Source organism: Cupriavidus sp. SS-3 (assembly GCF_035818815.1).
GTDB classification, from domain to species: domain Bacteria; phylum Pseudomonadota; class Gammaproteobacteria; order Burkholderiales; family Burkholderiaceae; genus Cupriavidus; species Cupriavidus taiwanensis_C.
In genome coordinates, this window is sequence record NZ_JAYLVT010000026.1 from 18284 (window position 1) to 31681 (window position 13398).

At 71.3% G+C, this 13398-nt stretch carries 14 protein-coding genes; 3 read left to right on the forward strand and 11 right to left on the reverse strand.

Annotated features, from left to right (window positions below; all coding sequences use genetic code 11):
- Window positions 1-30: 30 nt before the first annotated feature.
- Together U9J39_RS27500 and U9J39_RS27505 are read right to left on the reverse strand one after the other, a co-directional pair.
- A complete protein-coding gene (locus U9J39_RS27500) occupies window positions 31-1593 on the reverse strand; it encodes a formate dehydrogenase beta subunit (RefSeq protein WP_116312217.1) in 1563 nt (520 codons plus the stop codon).
- Window positions 1590-2129 carry a formate dehydrogenase subunit gamma gene (locus tag U9J39_RS27505; RefSeq protein WP_326348619.1) on the reverse strand — a complete coding sequence of 180 codons (540 nt, stop codon included), beginning with the start codon at window positions 2127-2129 and terminating at the stop codon, window positions 1590-1592. The genes U9J39_RS27500 and U9J39_RS27505 overlap by 4 nt, the downstream gene beginning before the upstream one ends.
- A 160-nt stretch (window positions 2130-2289) precedes the next feature.
- Here U9J39_RS27505 and U9J39_RS27510 point away from each other — a divergent pair, with 160 nt between their 5' ends.
- Window positions 2290-3390 carry a substrate-binding domain-containing protein gene (locus tag U9J39_RS27510; RefSeq protein ID WP_115708364.1) on the forward strand — a complete coding sequence of 367 codons (1101 nt, stop codon included), beginning with the start codon at window positions 2290-2292 and terminating at the stop codon, window positions 3388-3390.
- On the opposite strand, the gene fdxA is transcribed toward U9J39_RS27510, so the two are convergent.
- Both fdxA and U9J39_RS27520 read right to left on the reverse strand, forming a co-directional pair.
- Window positions 3387-3716 carry a ferredoxin FdxA gene (fdxA, locus tag U9J39_RS27515; RefSeq protein ID WP_116312215.1) on the reverse strand — a complete coding sequence of 110 codons (330 nt, stop codon included), beginning with the start codon at window positions 3714-3716 and terminating at the stop codon, window positions 3387-3389. The genes U9J39_RS27510 and fdxA overlap by 4 nt on opposite strands.
- A gap of 134 nt (window positions 3717-3850) precedes the next feature.
- Window positions 3851-4318, reverse strand: coding sequence for a hemerythrin domain-containing protein (locus U9J39_RS27520; RefSeq protein WP_115679516.1), 468 nt, complete (start codon window positions 4316-4318; stop codon window positions 3851-3853).
- A gap of 358 nt (window positions 4319-4676) precedes the next feature.
- On the opposite strand from U9J39_RS27520, the gene U9J39_RS27525 reads away from it, so the two are divergent.
- Both U9J39_RS27525 and U9J39_RS27530 read left to right on the forward strand, forming a co-directional pair.
- Complete coding sequence (locus U9J39_RS27525) at window positions 4677-5324, forward strand: recombinase family protein (protein WP_116313233.1); 648 nt, start codon at window positions 4677-4679, stop codon at window positions 5322-5324.
- A 97-nt stretch (window positions 5325-5421) separates the two neighbouring features.
- Window positions 5422-5835: a hypothetical protein gene (locus U9J39_RS27530; protein ID WP_116313232.1), complete on the forward strand. Its 414-nt coding sequence runs from the start codon at window positions 5422-5424 to the stop codon at window positions 5833-5835.
- A gap of 15 nt (window positions 5836-5850) precedes the next feature.
- On the opposite strand, the gene U9J39_RS27535 is transcribed toward U9J39_RS27530, so the two are convergent.
- From U9J39_RS27535 to U9J39_RS27565, 7 genes are all read right to left on the reverse strand, one after another.
- Window positions 5851-6798 (reverse strand): glycosyltransferase family 4 protein, encoded by a 948-nt coding sequence (locus U9J39_RS27535; protein ID WP_326348621.1) that lies wholly within the window; start codon window positions 6796-6798, stop codon window positions 5851-5853.
- The gene (locus U9J39_RS27540; protein WP_240987706.1) at window positions 6791-7792 is read right to left on the reverse strand and encodes a glycosyltransferase family 9 protein; all 1002 of its coding nucleotides are present in this window, start codon (window positions 7790-7792) and stop codon (window positions 6791-6793) included. Before U9J39_RS27540 ends, U9J39_RS27535 begins: the two co-directional genes overlap by 8 nt.
- Window positions 7793-7917: 125 nt before the next feature.
- Window positions 7918-8904: a glycosyltransferase family 2 protein gene (locus tag U9J39_RS27545; RefSeq protein WP_116312213.1), complete on the reverse strand. Its 987-nt coding sequence runs from the start codon at window positions 8902-8904 to the stop codon at window positions 7918-7920.
- On the reverse strand, window positions 8891-10672 hold the full coding sequence (locus U9J39_RS27550; protein WP_115708357.1) for a carbamoyltransferase family protein: 1782 nt from the start codon (window positions 10670-10672) through the stop codon (window positions 8891-8893). Before U9J39_RS27550 ends, U9J39_RS27545 begins: the two co-directional genes overlap by 14 nt.
- Complete coding sequence (locus U9J39_RS27555; protein ID WP_326348622.1) at window positions 10653-11894, reverse strand: glycosyltransferase family 9 protein; 1242 nt, start codon at window positions 11892-11894, stop codon at window positions 10653-10655. The genes U9J39_RS27550 and U9J39_RS27555 overlap by 20 nt, the downstream gene beginning before the upstream one ends.
- Window positions 11891-12532 (reverse strand): D-glycero-alpha-D-manno-heptose-1,7-bisphosphate 7-phosphatase, encoded by a 642-nt coding sequence (locus tag U9J39_RS27560; protein WP_326348623.1) that lies wholly within the window; start codon window positions 12530-12532, stop codon window positions 11891-11893. Before U9J39_RS27560 ends, U9J39_RS27555 begins: the two co-directional genes overlap by 4 nt.
- The gene (locus U9J39_RS27565) at window positions 12529-13299 is read right to left on the reverse strand and encodes an SDR family oxidoreductase (RefSeq protein ID WP_373429494.1); all 771 of its coding nucleotides are present in this window, start codon (window positions 13297-13299) and stop codon (window positions 12529-12531) included. The genes U9J39_RS27560 and U9J39_RS27565 overlap by 4 nt, the downstream gene beginning before the upstream one ends.
- Window positions 13300-13398 lie beyond the last annotated feature (99 nt).

Consider the following 13398-nt stretch of genomic DNA (forward strand, 5'->3'; position numbering starts at 1 on the left):
GGCGGTTTGTCTCCCGTGTCTCTGCCTGGCTCAGGCGGCCCTGGCCGGATTGGATGCGAGGCCGAAGTCCTCGGGGAATTCGTTCAGCGCGGACAGCACCGGGTACGGCGTCATGCCGCCCATCGCGCACAGCGAGCCGTTGAGCATGGTGTCGCACAGGTCGCGCACCAGCTGCACATGCCGGACCGGCTGTTCGCCGGCGATGATGCGGTCCATCACTTCGACGCCGCGGGTCGAGCCGATCCGGCACGGCGTGCATTTGCCGCACGATTCGATCGCGCAGAACTCCATTGCGTAGCGCGCCTGCTTCGCCATATCGACGGTCTCGTCGAACACCACGATGCCGCCGTGGCCGACCACGCCGCCGAACGCGGCATAGGCTTCATAGTCCAGCGGCACGTCGAAGCGCGACTCGGGCAGGTAGGCGCCCAGCGGCCCACCCACCTGCACCGCGCGGATCGCGCGGCCGCTGCGGGTGCCGCCGCCATAATCGACCAGCAGCTCGCGCAGCGTGACGCCGAACGCCTTCTCCACCAGCCCGCCATGCCGGATGTTGCCGGCCAGCTGGAACGGCAGCGTGCCGCGCGAGCGCCCCATGCCGAAGTCGCGGTAGAACTGCGCGCCGCGCGCCAGGATCACCGGCACCGTGGCCAGCGAAATCACGTTGTTGATCACCGTGGGCTGGCCGAACAGCCCCTTCAGCGCCGGCAGCGGGGGCTTGGCACGCACCACGCCGCGCCGGCCTTCCAGGCTTTCCAGCAGCGCGGTTTCCTCGCCGCAGACATAGGCGCCGGCGCCCTTGCGCACTTCGAGATGGAAGCGCCTGCCGCTGCCGCGGATGTCGTCGCCGAGCCAGCCGGCGGCGAGGGCGATGCCGATCGCACTTTCCAGCACGGCGATCGCGTGCGGGTATTCGGAACGGCAGTAGATGTAGCCCTGCTCCGCGCCCACCGCCAGGCCGGCGATGGTCATGCCTTCGATCAGCATGAAGGGGTCGTCTTCCATCACCATGCGGTCGGAGAAGGTGCCCGAATCGCCTTCGTCGGCATTGCAGACGATGTACTTGATGGCGGACTGGGCGCCGAGCACCGTCTTCCACTTGATGCCGGTCGGGAACGCGGCGCCGCCACGGCCGCGCAGGCCGGAGTCGGTGACTTCCTGCACGATCTCGGCGGGCTGCATCGCCAGCGCGCGCTCCAGGCCGGCGTAGCCCTCGTGCGCGCGGTAGTCGTCCAGCGACAGCGGATCGGTGATGCCGACGCGGGCGAAGGTCAGGCGCTCCTGCCGTTGCAGGAACGGGATCTGCTCGGTCGGGCCGTGTGCCAGCGCGTGCGCGCCGCCCTGCAGCAGGCCGGCGGCGAACAGCCCCGGCACGTCGGCCGCGCCGACCGGGCCGTAGGCCACGCGGCCGGCATCGGTCTGCACCTCGACCAGCGGCTCGAGCCAGAACATGCCGCGCGAACCGTTGCGCACGATGCGCACCGTCTCGCCGCGCGCGGCGGCTTCGCTGGCGATGGCGCGCGCGACCTCGTCGGCGCCCAGCGCCAGCGCGGTCGAGTCGCGCGGCACAAAGAGAGTAGTGACCTTGCTCATGCCTGCGCCTCCGCTTCTGCCGGGGTCGACGGCGCGCGCAGCGCGCGCACCAGCGCGTCGAAGCGCGCCGCATCGACATAGCCGTGCAACTGCTCGCCCACCATTACCGCCGGGCCGCAGGCGCACTGGCCCAGGCAATAGACCGGCTCCAGCGTCACCTGCCCGTCCGCGCTGGTTTCATGGAAGCCGCAGCCCAGCGCGCGCTGCGCGTGCTCGGCCAGCGCCTCGGCGCCCACGGCCTGGCACGCCTCGGCGCGGCATACCTGCACCACGTGGCGGCCGGCGGGCTGCTGGCGGAAGTGATGGTAGAAGGTGATCACGCCGTGCACCTCGGCGCGCGACAGGTTCAGCGCACGCGCGATCACGGGCACGGCGGTGTCGGGAATAAAGCCCTGGGTGTCCTGGATCTCGTGCAGGATCGGCAGCAGGGCGCCCGGCATGTGCTGGCGTGCCGCGACGATGGCGGCAATGTGCGCGGCATCGGCGGATGCCGGGGCACCGGGGGCACGGGGTGCGTGGGGGGCGATGTCTGGCATGGCGTCTCCTGTGAGGGCTCGCCAGGACCGGCCAAAGTGCCTGCCGGATCCCGCTTATATGCTATTTTTTTCCTATTTCCGGGCTATCGGATCGCCGTTTCGCCCGTTAGGCGGACTATATGAGAGTGACAGCGGCCCTTCAATAAGCTATTTTCTACATATGATCCGCATCTCGATCCAACCCCATCTGCAGATCCGGGACGACGCCCGGCCGGGCGCCGAGCCGCTGGACGTGTCCCGGCTGGTGGCCCTGCTCGGCCATATCGGCGACTCCGGCAGCATCAGCCAGTCGGCCCAGGCGGTGTCGTTGTCGTACCGCTATGCCTGGGGCATCCTGCGCGATGCCGAGGCGCTGTTCGGCGGCCCGCTGATCGACAAGACGCGCGGGCGCGGCAGCGCGCTGACGCCGCTGGCGCAGCAGCTGGTGTGGGCCAGCAAGCGGATCGGGGCGCGGCTGTCACCGACGCTGGACAGCCTCGCGTCCGAACTGGAGATCGAGCTGAAGAAGCTGATGGCGCAGCCGGAGGCGACGGCGCGGCTGCATGCCAGCCACGGCTTCGCGGTGGCGGCGCTGCGCGACTTCCTCGACGAGCAGCAGGTGCGGCACGACCTGAAGTACTGCGGCAGCGTCGAGGCCGTGGCCGCGCTGGCCGAGGGCGCCTGCGACATCGCCGGCTTCCATGTGCCGGTGGGCGAGTTCGAGCACGGCATGTGGCGCCACTTCACCACCTGGCTCAAGCCCGAGACCCACTGCCTGGTGCACCTGGCGGTGCGCAGCCAGGGACTGTTCGTGCGGCCGGGCAACCCGCTCGGCATCCACACGCTCGAGGACCTGACGCGGCGCGAAGTCCGCTTCGTCAACCGGCAGGTAGGCTCCGGCACGCGGCTGCTGCTGGACCTGATGCTGGCGGCGCGCGGCATCGACGGCGCGCGCATCGAGGGCTACAGCAATGGCGAATTCACCCACGCCGCGGTGGCGGCGTACATCGGCAGCGGCATGGCCGACGTGGGCTTCGGCGTGGAGACCGCGGCGCGGCGCTTCGGGCTGGCCTTCGTGCCGGTGATCAAGGAGCGCTACTTCTTTGCGATCGAGCGCGCCAAGCTGCGCAGCGCGGCGCTGGCCGGCGCGGTCGGGGCGCTGACCAGTGAGGCCTTCCGCCAGCGCGTCAACGCGCTGCCCGGCTATGACGGCACCCTGACCGGCACCGTGCAGACCTTGCCGGAAGCCTTCCCGGACTACCGCGACACGCCGCAGCGCTAGCGCCGCAGCAACGACAGGCGGTCAGGATGGCCGGCCCACTGCTCGTGGTCCGGCAGCGGTCCCTTCGCCTTCATCAGCGGCAGCCAGTCGGGCCGTCGCGACAGCTCGGCGTTGAGCGCCAGGAAATGGCGCTGGGCTTGCGGCAGGTCATGCTCGGAATAGATCGCGCCGACGGGGCACAACGGTACGCACATCGAGCAGTCGATGCATTGGTCGGGATCGATGGCAAGGAAGTTCGGCCCTTCGTGGAAGCACGACATCGGGCAGACTTCGACGCAGTCGGTATGGCGGCACTGGATGCAGGCATCCGTCACGACAAAGGTCATGGGGCAGTTACGGCACGGCAGGGAAACAGTGCGTGATGGTAAAGGCCGGCCGGGGCGCGTGGAGCACCCCGGCTTGTGCGACTTCTTCAAATTCGCTGAAGCGGCGGGGCGCCGCGCCCGCCCGGCACGCCGCGTCAGGCGGTCTCGCGCATCAGCTCTTCCTTGCGCGCGGCCATGGTCTGCGCCACCTCGCGCAGGTCGACCTTTTCCTTGATCACGTTCTTGAACAGCTCGCCTTCCTCTTCCTCGACGTGGTGGGAAACATATTCCGACAGCACCGTGAAGCTGGCCTCGAGCATGTCGCCGGCGGGGTCTTCCTCGATCGCGGCGATCAGGTCCTTGGCGACCTGGTGCTCGACCTGGGCCTCGTCCAGCATGTCATCGATTTCTTCGCTGACGCCCCGCAACGCCGGGTAGAAAATTTCTTCCTCGATGGTGGCGTGCACCGTGAGCTGGTGGCACACGTCGAGCGCGATCGATTCCTTCTCGTCGCGGTCGTCGGTGTCCTTGAACGCCTTGAACTGCTTCTTGACCGCACGGTGGTCGTCCATCAAGGCACCGAGTGCCTCGGCCTGGTCTGCGGGGATCTTCGACTTGTCCACGGTTCTCTCCTGGTGGGGAGCCGGCACTCCGGCTTCGCCCCGCAAGGAAGGCAGATTCCGTGCCCGCGCCGCATCAGCGCCGCGGCGCGCGCGTGGCGGGCCGGCCTGCGTGTCATTGCAATTCCTGCGCGAAGCCTTGTAATTGTGCCCGCGACGGCGCGTGGGGCCGCGCATGGCATGCGCGCATCGCCTTTGCCCACGGGTATGGCGTTGCACCGCTTTGATGGGGAGGCGCGACGCGCGGCATGAAAGTTGCGGCAGCTACGGCAACCGTTGCGTTATCCCGCAACCAGCCGGAACAGAATCCTCTGCCCGGACCGCTCTCACCAGCGTGCGGCGCGCGCCGTCCGACACCATCATGCCGACCACCTTCCTCTACTCCAATTGCGCCGATGCAGCGTCGGCGGTCCAGGATGAACTGCAGGCCGCCAGCGCCGCCGGCTATGGCGTCGACCCGCAACACGTGTTCTGGGAGGCCGCGCCCGCCTCGGTGCCGGCACTGCAGCGCTCGCGCCTGCGCACGCTGCAGCAACAGGTGCAGCCGGGCGACGCGGTGGTTGCGCTGCGCCTGTGCAGCCTGGGCTGGAGCGTGCCCGAAGTGCTGGCCACGGTCCGGCGCTTCCGCCTGCTGGGCGTGGCGCTGTACTGCGTGCAGCTGTCGCGCGATGACCTCGCCAGCGCGACGCCGCCCGAAGCGGTCGAAGTATTGCGTGCGGTCGCGGCGCTCGAAGGTGCGACCCGCAGCGTGCGCGTGCGCGAAAGCCTGGCCGCGGCCAAGGCCATGGGGCGGCAGGTGGGCCGTCCGCCCAAACACACGCCCGAGCAGCGCCACGCGATCCTGAGCGCGCTGTCGGCAGGCTATTCGGTCAGCGAGACCGCGCGGCGCTTCAGCACCTCGCGCCAGACCGTGCTGCGCATCCGGGCGGCCGAGCCGCTGGCGCAGCGCGCGGCGGCCATCGCCCTGGCCGACGCCGAAGAATCCGCCACCGAAACGGCGACGGAATGAAACCCGCCGCCACAACGCGCGGCACGCTGGTGTCGCGCTCCGCTGCATGCCCGGCCGCTTGCCCGGCCGCTTGCCCGGCTGCATTTGGCTGGCTGCCATGACCGACCTCCCGCCCAACGCCATCGACCTGCCCGCGGCACTGGTCGATGCCACCGTGCCGGCCGCGGCCACGCCCCTGCGCGCGCGCTTGGCAAGGCCTACCCTGCTGCTGGAAACGCTGCTGGCGACGCGGGTGGAACTGCTCAGCCGCGACCACGGCTGGCCGCCGCACACCCTGGCGCAGCGCCGCGCCGTGCTGATGCGGCTATGGGAGCAGCGCGCACCGGGACTGTTCGAGCAGGATGGCACCGCCGACAGCATCGAACGCTGCCTGCAGGCGGCGTTCGCCGAAGCGGCCGCCGGACGCCGGCTGGAAGCGGCGCTGCAGTTCAAGCGCGCCTACTACCTGGTGTGCTGCACGGCGTCGTCGGGCAGCCGCGCGAGGCTCCACGGCAACGGCGGCCCGGCCTGACGGCACGTGGCGCGGTCACGCGCAGACCGCGCGCAGCGTCTCGTCCCACTCCGCCACGAAGCGGCCGATGCCGAAGCGCTCGCGCGCCAGCCGGCAGCCGCGCTCGCCCCAGGCGCGCGCCAGTTCCGGATCGTCCAGCAGTTCGCGCATCACGCTGACCAGCACCTCGACGCGGGTATCGACATAGCCGTTGTTGCCGCTCTGGATCACCGTGGCCAGCTCGGTGGTGGCCAGGCCCACCACCGGCACCCCCAGCATCATCGCCTCCACCACCGCCAGCCCCAGGCTGGTGTAGCGGATCGGGTTGAAGAAGAAGCGGTAGCGCGCGACAAACGCCGCCAGTTCCGGGTTCGGTATCTCGCCCAGCCCCCCCGCCTCCTGCGCCGCCATCCCGACCAGGTCCAGGGGCACCTGCTCGCGCACGCGCGCGAACAGGTCGGCGCCGAGCCGGCGGCCGCGCCGCGACAGGTGGTTGACCACGCTGATGCCGCGCGCCAGTTCGCCGCTGTAGCGCACCGCCTCGTCGACCAGCACGCCGTGCTCGATCACGCGGCACGGCGTGACGCCGCTGTCCCACATCAGCGCGTTGAACGGCGTCACGTGCACCAGCAGCATCGACGGGTCCTGCACCGGATGGCACGTGTTGGTCGGGTGTTCCTGCGGCGGATCGTGTTCCAGGTAGATCGCCGGCAGCGCGCGCTGCGCGGCGCTGAGCAGGTCTGCGCGGTCATGCTCGTAATGGTGGCGGTGCTGGTACAGCACGCAGTCGAAGCGGCCGGCCGGGACCGCGCCGTAAGGCACCTCGTGCACGTTGGCCCCCCACGGCAGCGCGCCGCCGGCGCCGGCATAGCCGGGGGTGCCGTCGGCGCGCGTGACCAGGTACAGCTCGTGCGGGATCTGCGACAGGTAATACAGGTAGTTCCCGTGCACGTGCCAGGTCAGGATGCGCAGCCGCCTAGCCATGGCGGCGCTCCTGGGCCGCCAGCGCCAGCGCGGCCTCCACCACGCTGGCCACGCTGATATTCGACGCGCACGGGTGCCCCGCGAGCGGGCAGCGCTGGTGCATGCACGGCCGGCATGCCGGCTGGTCGGCCAGCACGCGGTGCAGCGTGGTGTCGAGCGGCGCCCAGCGCGCGCTGTCGCTGCCGCACGAGACCACCACGCTGGGCGTGCCCACCGCCGCGGCGATATGCGAAGCACCGGTGTCATTGCACAGCAGCAGGCGCGCATCGCGGATCAGCGCGGCCAGCGTGCCCAGCGCGGTCTGCCCGCACAGGTTGACCACCGGCTTGCCCAGGCGCCGCGCCAGCTGCGCCACCAGCGCGGCCTCGTCGCGGCTGCCGGTCAGCACCACCTTCCAGTGGCGCCGCAGCGCGCGCCCGGCCTCGGCAAAGCGCTCCACCGGCCAGCGCCGCGACAGCATGCGCGCGCCCGCGTGCAGGCAGACGTATTCGCCGGCAACCAGCCCATGCTCGGCGGCCAGCAGCCGCCAGCTGGCGTGGTCGAGCGGACGCAGCGGAAACGCCAGGCTGCGATCCGCGCACGGATAGCCCAACGCCTGCATCAGCGCCAGCAGCCGCTCGACCTCGTTGCCCTGCGGCCACGGCACCAGCACGCCGGCGCGGCTGCAGCGCGCCGCGGCGGGGTCCGGACAGAAGCCGGCCATGCGCCGGGCGCCCAGGCGCTGCACCACGGCGTTGGTGAGCGCGCCGCTGCCGTGCAGCTGGATCGCCAGGTCGAAGCGCGCCGCGTGCGCGGCCGCGTAGAACGGGCCGGCCGCGGCTTCGGCGCAAGGTTGTTCCGGCATCCCCGGTGCGCCGGGAAATATCATCAGGTCATCCACCAGTGCACTGAAGCGCGACACGAACTCCTGTGCCCACGGCAGGCCGACCAGCGTGATGCGGGCCTCGGGCTCGCCCGCGCGCAGCGCCCGCAGCGCCGGCACCGCGCACAGCATGTCGCCGAGCTGGAGCGCGCGGAACACCGCGATGCGCCGCACGCGCGCCGGCGCCGCGCGACGTCGCGCCGCTTGCTGCGGGTGCCGCGCGAGGGGCAAGGCCGTGACCGGCTCGACGCGTGCGTTCATAGGAACACCACCCGGAAGGCCAGCGCGCCGCGCAGCCGCCAGTACAGCGACAGCGGCGGTATCAGCATGGAGGTGAACGCCATCTCGGCCACATGGGCCGGCGTCAGCGCCGCGCCGCGCAGGCGCCGCGCGCACAATGCCGCGGTAAATCCGAACCACAGCAGGCCCGCCGCCGCGGCCACCGCCGGCGCGCCCGCCAGCCACGCGCTCGGCGCGGCCAGCAGCGCCAGCACCGTCACGTAGTAATGCCAGGGCGGCACGCGGCGAATGCGCTGCCGGTACAGGCGCGGATGCTTCTTGTACAGCAGCGCGTCGAAATACACCTTGGCCTGCGCCGCCACGCTGCTGCCCCATGCGGCCGGACGCACCGGATGCGCCACCACGGCCGCGGGCGCGCGCCCCACCGGGCAGACCTGCTCGATCAGCCGGAACTGCAGGTCCGAATCCTCGCGCCACGCGCGCGTGAAGCGCTCGTCGAAGCCGCCGATGCGCAGCAGCGCGTCGCGCCGGACGAAGCAATTGGCGGTGACGAACTCGGCGTGCGCAAGGCCGCCGGTATCGCGCTCGTGGTCGGTCGGTCGCGCCGGCAGCGGCACGTGCACGGTGCCGGCCACCGCGCAGCACTCCGGCTGCTCCGCCAGCGCCGCGCAGCCCGCTTCGAGCCAGCCCGGATCCGGCACGGTGTCGTCGTCGGTAAAGGCAATCACGGACGCGCGCGCGCGGCGCCAGCCCGCATTGCGCGCGCCCGACGGTCCCTGCGTGCCTGGCACCGGCACATAGCGCAGCGCATGGTGCGGATGCTGCGCGGCCATCAGCGCCACCAGCCGTTCGATGCGGGCCTCGCAGCCATCGTCGGCAACGATGATCTCGTACGCCTGCGCGGACAGGCGCTGCGCGCACAGCGCCTGCAGGCAGCGCGCCAGCAGCGCCGGCCGGCGCCAGGTGGGCACCACCACCGCAACCCTTGGCTCAGGCCTGTCCATGGGCGCCTCCCGTCTGTCCCTGGGCGCCTCCGGCGCCGGGTTTCTCCAGCAGGAACGGGCCGATCACCAGCGCGTCCAGCGGCGAGGTCCAGAAGCACTCGACCGCATCGCGCGGCGTGCATACGATGGGCTCGCCGCGCGTGTTGAACGAGGTGTTGACCAGGATCGGCACGCCGGTGCGGCGCTCGAACGCGGCCAGCAAATCGTAATAGGCCGGGTTCTGCTCGCGGCGCACGGTCTGCACGCGCGCGGTGCCGTCGACGTGGCAGACCGCCGGGATGCGCGCCGCCTGCTCCGGACGCACGTCGTAGATGAACAGCATGAACGGCGCTTCGCCGCGGCCGGGCTTGGCCGCGCTGAACCACTCCGGCGCGCGCTCCTGCATCACCACCGGCGCCACCGGGCGGAAGTCTTCGCGGTCCTTGATCTGGTTCAGCCGTTGCTGCATGCCGGGATCGATCGGCGAGGCCAGGATCGAGCGCGCGCCCAGCGCGCGCGGGCCGAACTCCATGCGGCCCTGGAACCAGCCGATGATCTTGTCCTGCGCCAGCAACTCGGCGGTCTGCCCGGCCAGGTCGTCGAGCCGGCGGTAAGGCAGCCTGGCCCAGTCGAGGAAGGCCGCGATCTCGTCCTCGCCATACGCCGGGCCCAGGTAGGCGTGCTCCATGGACCATTGCCGCGCCGGACGTCCGCGTTGCAGGAAGTCGATCCACAGCGCCGCGCCCAGCGCGGTGCCGGCATCGCCGGCGGCGGGCTGCACCCAGACCTCGTCGAACGGGCTCTGGTCACGCACGCGCGCATTCATCACGCAGTTCAGCGCCACCCCGCCGGCCATGGCCAGCTGCCGTTCGCCGGTGGCCTCGGCCAGCCAGGTGGTCATGCCGACCACGGTTTCCTCCAGCACCTCCTGCAGCGAGCGCGCGATATCGAAATGCGCGGCGCCGAAGTCCTCGCCGCGCTGGCGCGGCGGCCCCAGCAACGCTTCCAGGTCGGGCTGCGCCACGCGGTAACCGCCTTCGGCATCGCGCCGCACCATGTCGCGGAACACCCCAAGGTGCGCAGGCTTGCCGTAGGAGGCCAGCGCCATCACCTTGTACTCGTCCGACGAATGCAGGAAGCCCAGGTGGCGCGTGACGCGTTCGTACAGCAGGCCGAGCGAGTCCGGCAGGTCGATCTGCTTGATGCGCCGATACTCCTTGCCGTCGAACACGCCGTAGCTGGTGGTGGCGCGTTCGCCGCGGCCGTCCATGGTCAGCACCGCGCAGCGCGCGAACGGCGCCGCCAGGAAGGCGCTGGCTTCATGCCCCATGTGGTGCTCGACGAAATGCCAGCGGAACGGCCCGTCGTGGCGCACGCCGCGAAAGCGCGCGGCGAGGTGGTGCGGTGCGCCGCCGGCCAGTTGCCGCGGTGCGTTGACCACGTACGACAGGAACAGCGGATCCCACGGCGACTCGTGCCCGCTGGCAGCGCCGTGCGCTGACGGCTCCAGCGGCAGCGTCACGGTGGCGTCATGCCGGCGCGCGCCCAGCATCAGCGCGGGGTCGAACGCGTAGGCGACATGGTCGACCTCGCGCAGCGCGATGCCGGCCTCGCCCAGGCAATAGTCGATGGCGTGGAACGGCAGTTCCCATGCCGTGAACGGCACCGGGCGCTTGCCGTGCTTGATATGGGTGAAGCGTTCGTCTTCCGCCGCGGCGATGACCTCGCCATCGCGCACCAGGCAAGCGGCGGAGTCATGGTAGGCGGCGTTAATGCCAAGGGTGTACATGGTCGGCCTCGTCATGTGGGAGGTGGCGGGTTGCACTGTCGTCCGGCATCGCGGGCACGGCATCGAACTCGGCAGGCGCCGCTGCGGCCGCGCCCACGCCCGGCCACGGCAGTTCGACCGCGGGCATGCTGTCGGGATTGCCGCCCAGCAGCGCCAGCGCGGCCTGCACCGCGTGCGCGGCCGGCACGTCTTCCAGGCAGCGATGGTGTCCCTGCGGGCACATGCTCTTGTAGCAATAGCGGCACGGCACATCGGCAAACAGCGTGCGGTGCGGCACCTGCCACGGCGTGTGCTGCGGATTGGTCAGCGCGTAGAGGTCCACCACCGGCGTGCCCAGCGCGGCGGCCAGGTGGACCGGCCCGGTGTTGTTCGACACCAGCAGGTCGGCGGCTTCCAGCAATGCGCCCATTTCGCCCAGGCGCAAGGCGCCGGCGAGCGGCACCACGCGCGCGTGGCCGGCGGCGGCGCAGACCGCGCGCACGATGTCGTGCTCGGCGGCATCGCCGGTCACCAGCACGTGCGCGCCGGCCTTCACCGCCAGCGCGTGCGCCACCTGGGCAAAGCGCGCCGGCGGCCAGCGCCGCGACGGCGCGCTGGCGCCGGGATGCACCACCACCACCGGCCCGCTGCGGCCGCCGCGGATCGCGGCCAGGCGCCCGGCGAGCGCGGTGCGGTCCGCCGCCAGCACGCGAAAGCGCAGGCGCGTCTCGCGTGCGACGGCTCCCACCTGCGCCACCAGGTCGAGCTGGCGCTGCGCCTCGTGGCGCGGACGCTGGCCCGGCTGCGTGCCCGGCTCGGTGTCGGGGACCCAGTCGCTCAGCAGCGTGTAGGGGTTTTCGCGGCAGCAGGCCAGCCGCAACGGAATGCCCGCCAGCGCGCACAGTACCGCGGCGGGCAAGGGGCTCTGGCTGTAGACGGTAAAGATCACGGCCGCGTCGAAGCGAAAGCGCGCCAGCCAGCGCGCGCAGGCGGCAATCTCCGGCCCCGGCGCCGGTGCCGCCCGGGCCTCGGCATGCCTGGCCCAGGGCGCGTCCCAGGCCAGCACGCGGCCGACCATCGGCAGGTGCGGCGCCAGGGCCGCCGCGCTGTGCGAGGTCAGCAGCGTCAGCCGGCGCGCCGGCAGTGCATCGGCCAGGGCCTGCATCGCCGGCGTGCTCATCAGCACGTCGCCCATATTGTCGAGGCGCACGCACAGCACGCTGCGCGCGGATTGCCAGTTCATGGCGCCTCCGCACGGCATGGTGACGCGGCCGTCGATGCGGCGGCGCCGACAGGGTCCGCTGCGCGGGTGCGCGCAACCACCAGGCGCGCGGCGGCGTCGAGCGTGGGCACCACGTAGTCGGCCTGGCGCGCGGGCGAGAGCTGCCATTCGGTCTCGTTGCCGCAGTCGACCAGCACGGTGGCGCAGCCGGCGCGGTTGCCGGCCTCGACGTCATTGAGGATGTCGCCGATCATCCAGGACCGCGCCAGGTCGAGCCGCCATGCCGCGGCCGCCTGCAGCAGCAGCCCGGGCATGGGCTTGCGACACAGGCACGCGCGCGCGTAGGGCGCCACCTGCCCTTCGGGATGATGCGGGCAATACAGGAAGCCGCTCAGCGCCGCGCCCTGCTCGGCAAACATGGCCGCCAGCCGTTCACGCACTGGCACCAGCTCGGCCTCGGTATGCAGGCCATGGGCCACGCCGGGCTGGTTCGTCACCACCACCAGCGGCAGACCCAGGCCGCCCAGCAGCCGCAGCGCGGCGGCGGCGCCTGGCGCAAGCCGCATGCGCGCCGGATCGACGTTGTAAGGGACGTCGTCCAGTACCGTGCCGTCCTTGTCCAGCAGCACGGCCGCGCGTAGCGGGGCAGCGAGGCTCATGGCCACGAGGTCTCCTTCATGGGCAGCACCATCACCTCGGGGATCACGGTTTCTTCCGGCTGCGTCAGCACGAAGCGCACCGCGTTGGCGACATTGGCCGGGTCCTGCAGATTGCCCTGGTCGATGTCGGGAAAGCGGTCCAGCAGGAACGGCGTGCGCATGCCGCCCGCGACGATCGCCGAGACCTTGATCCCGTGCGGCCGCAGTTCCGCATGCAGCGCATGCGAAAAGCCCAGCAACCCCCACTTGGTCGCGTGGTAGGCCGAGGCATTGGGCCACGCGCGCTTGGACGCGGTCGAGGCAATGTTGACGATATGCCCCCCGCCCTGCGCCTTCAGCACCGGCACGGCGGCATGCGCCATCAGGTAGGGGCCGTACAGGTTGACCATCAGCACTTTGCGCCAGGTCTCGGCATCGACCTCGTCCACCGGCAGGGTGATGTCGATGGCGGCGTTGTTGACGATGCCGTCGAGGCGCGCGCCGCGCGCGCGCACGGCTTCGAAGGCGGCGCGCACGGACGCGGGGTCGGAGACATCCAGGTGCAGCGGCCACGCCTGCGCGCCGGCCTCGGCCAGCCCGCCGGCGCTGTCGCGCGCAAGCTTGTCGTCGATATCGGCCACGATCATGGCGGCGCCGGCCGCGCTCAGCGTGCGGCAGATGGCGGCGCCCAGGCCGCGGCCCGCGCCGCTGACGAGATAAGTGCGGTCCTGCAGCGGCATGGCGGCCTCGGTGTGCGCGGCGGGTCGTGGCGATTGCGAAGTTGGCATGGTGGTTCCCTGGCGATCGGTGTGGTGGACTGTGATTCGGACCACGAATCGGACCGAATCGGACAACGAATCGGACATCGGTGCTGGCACCTTGTCGGC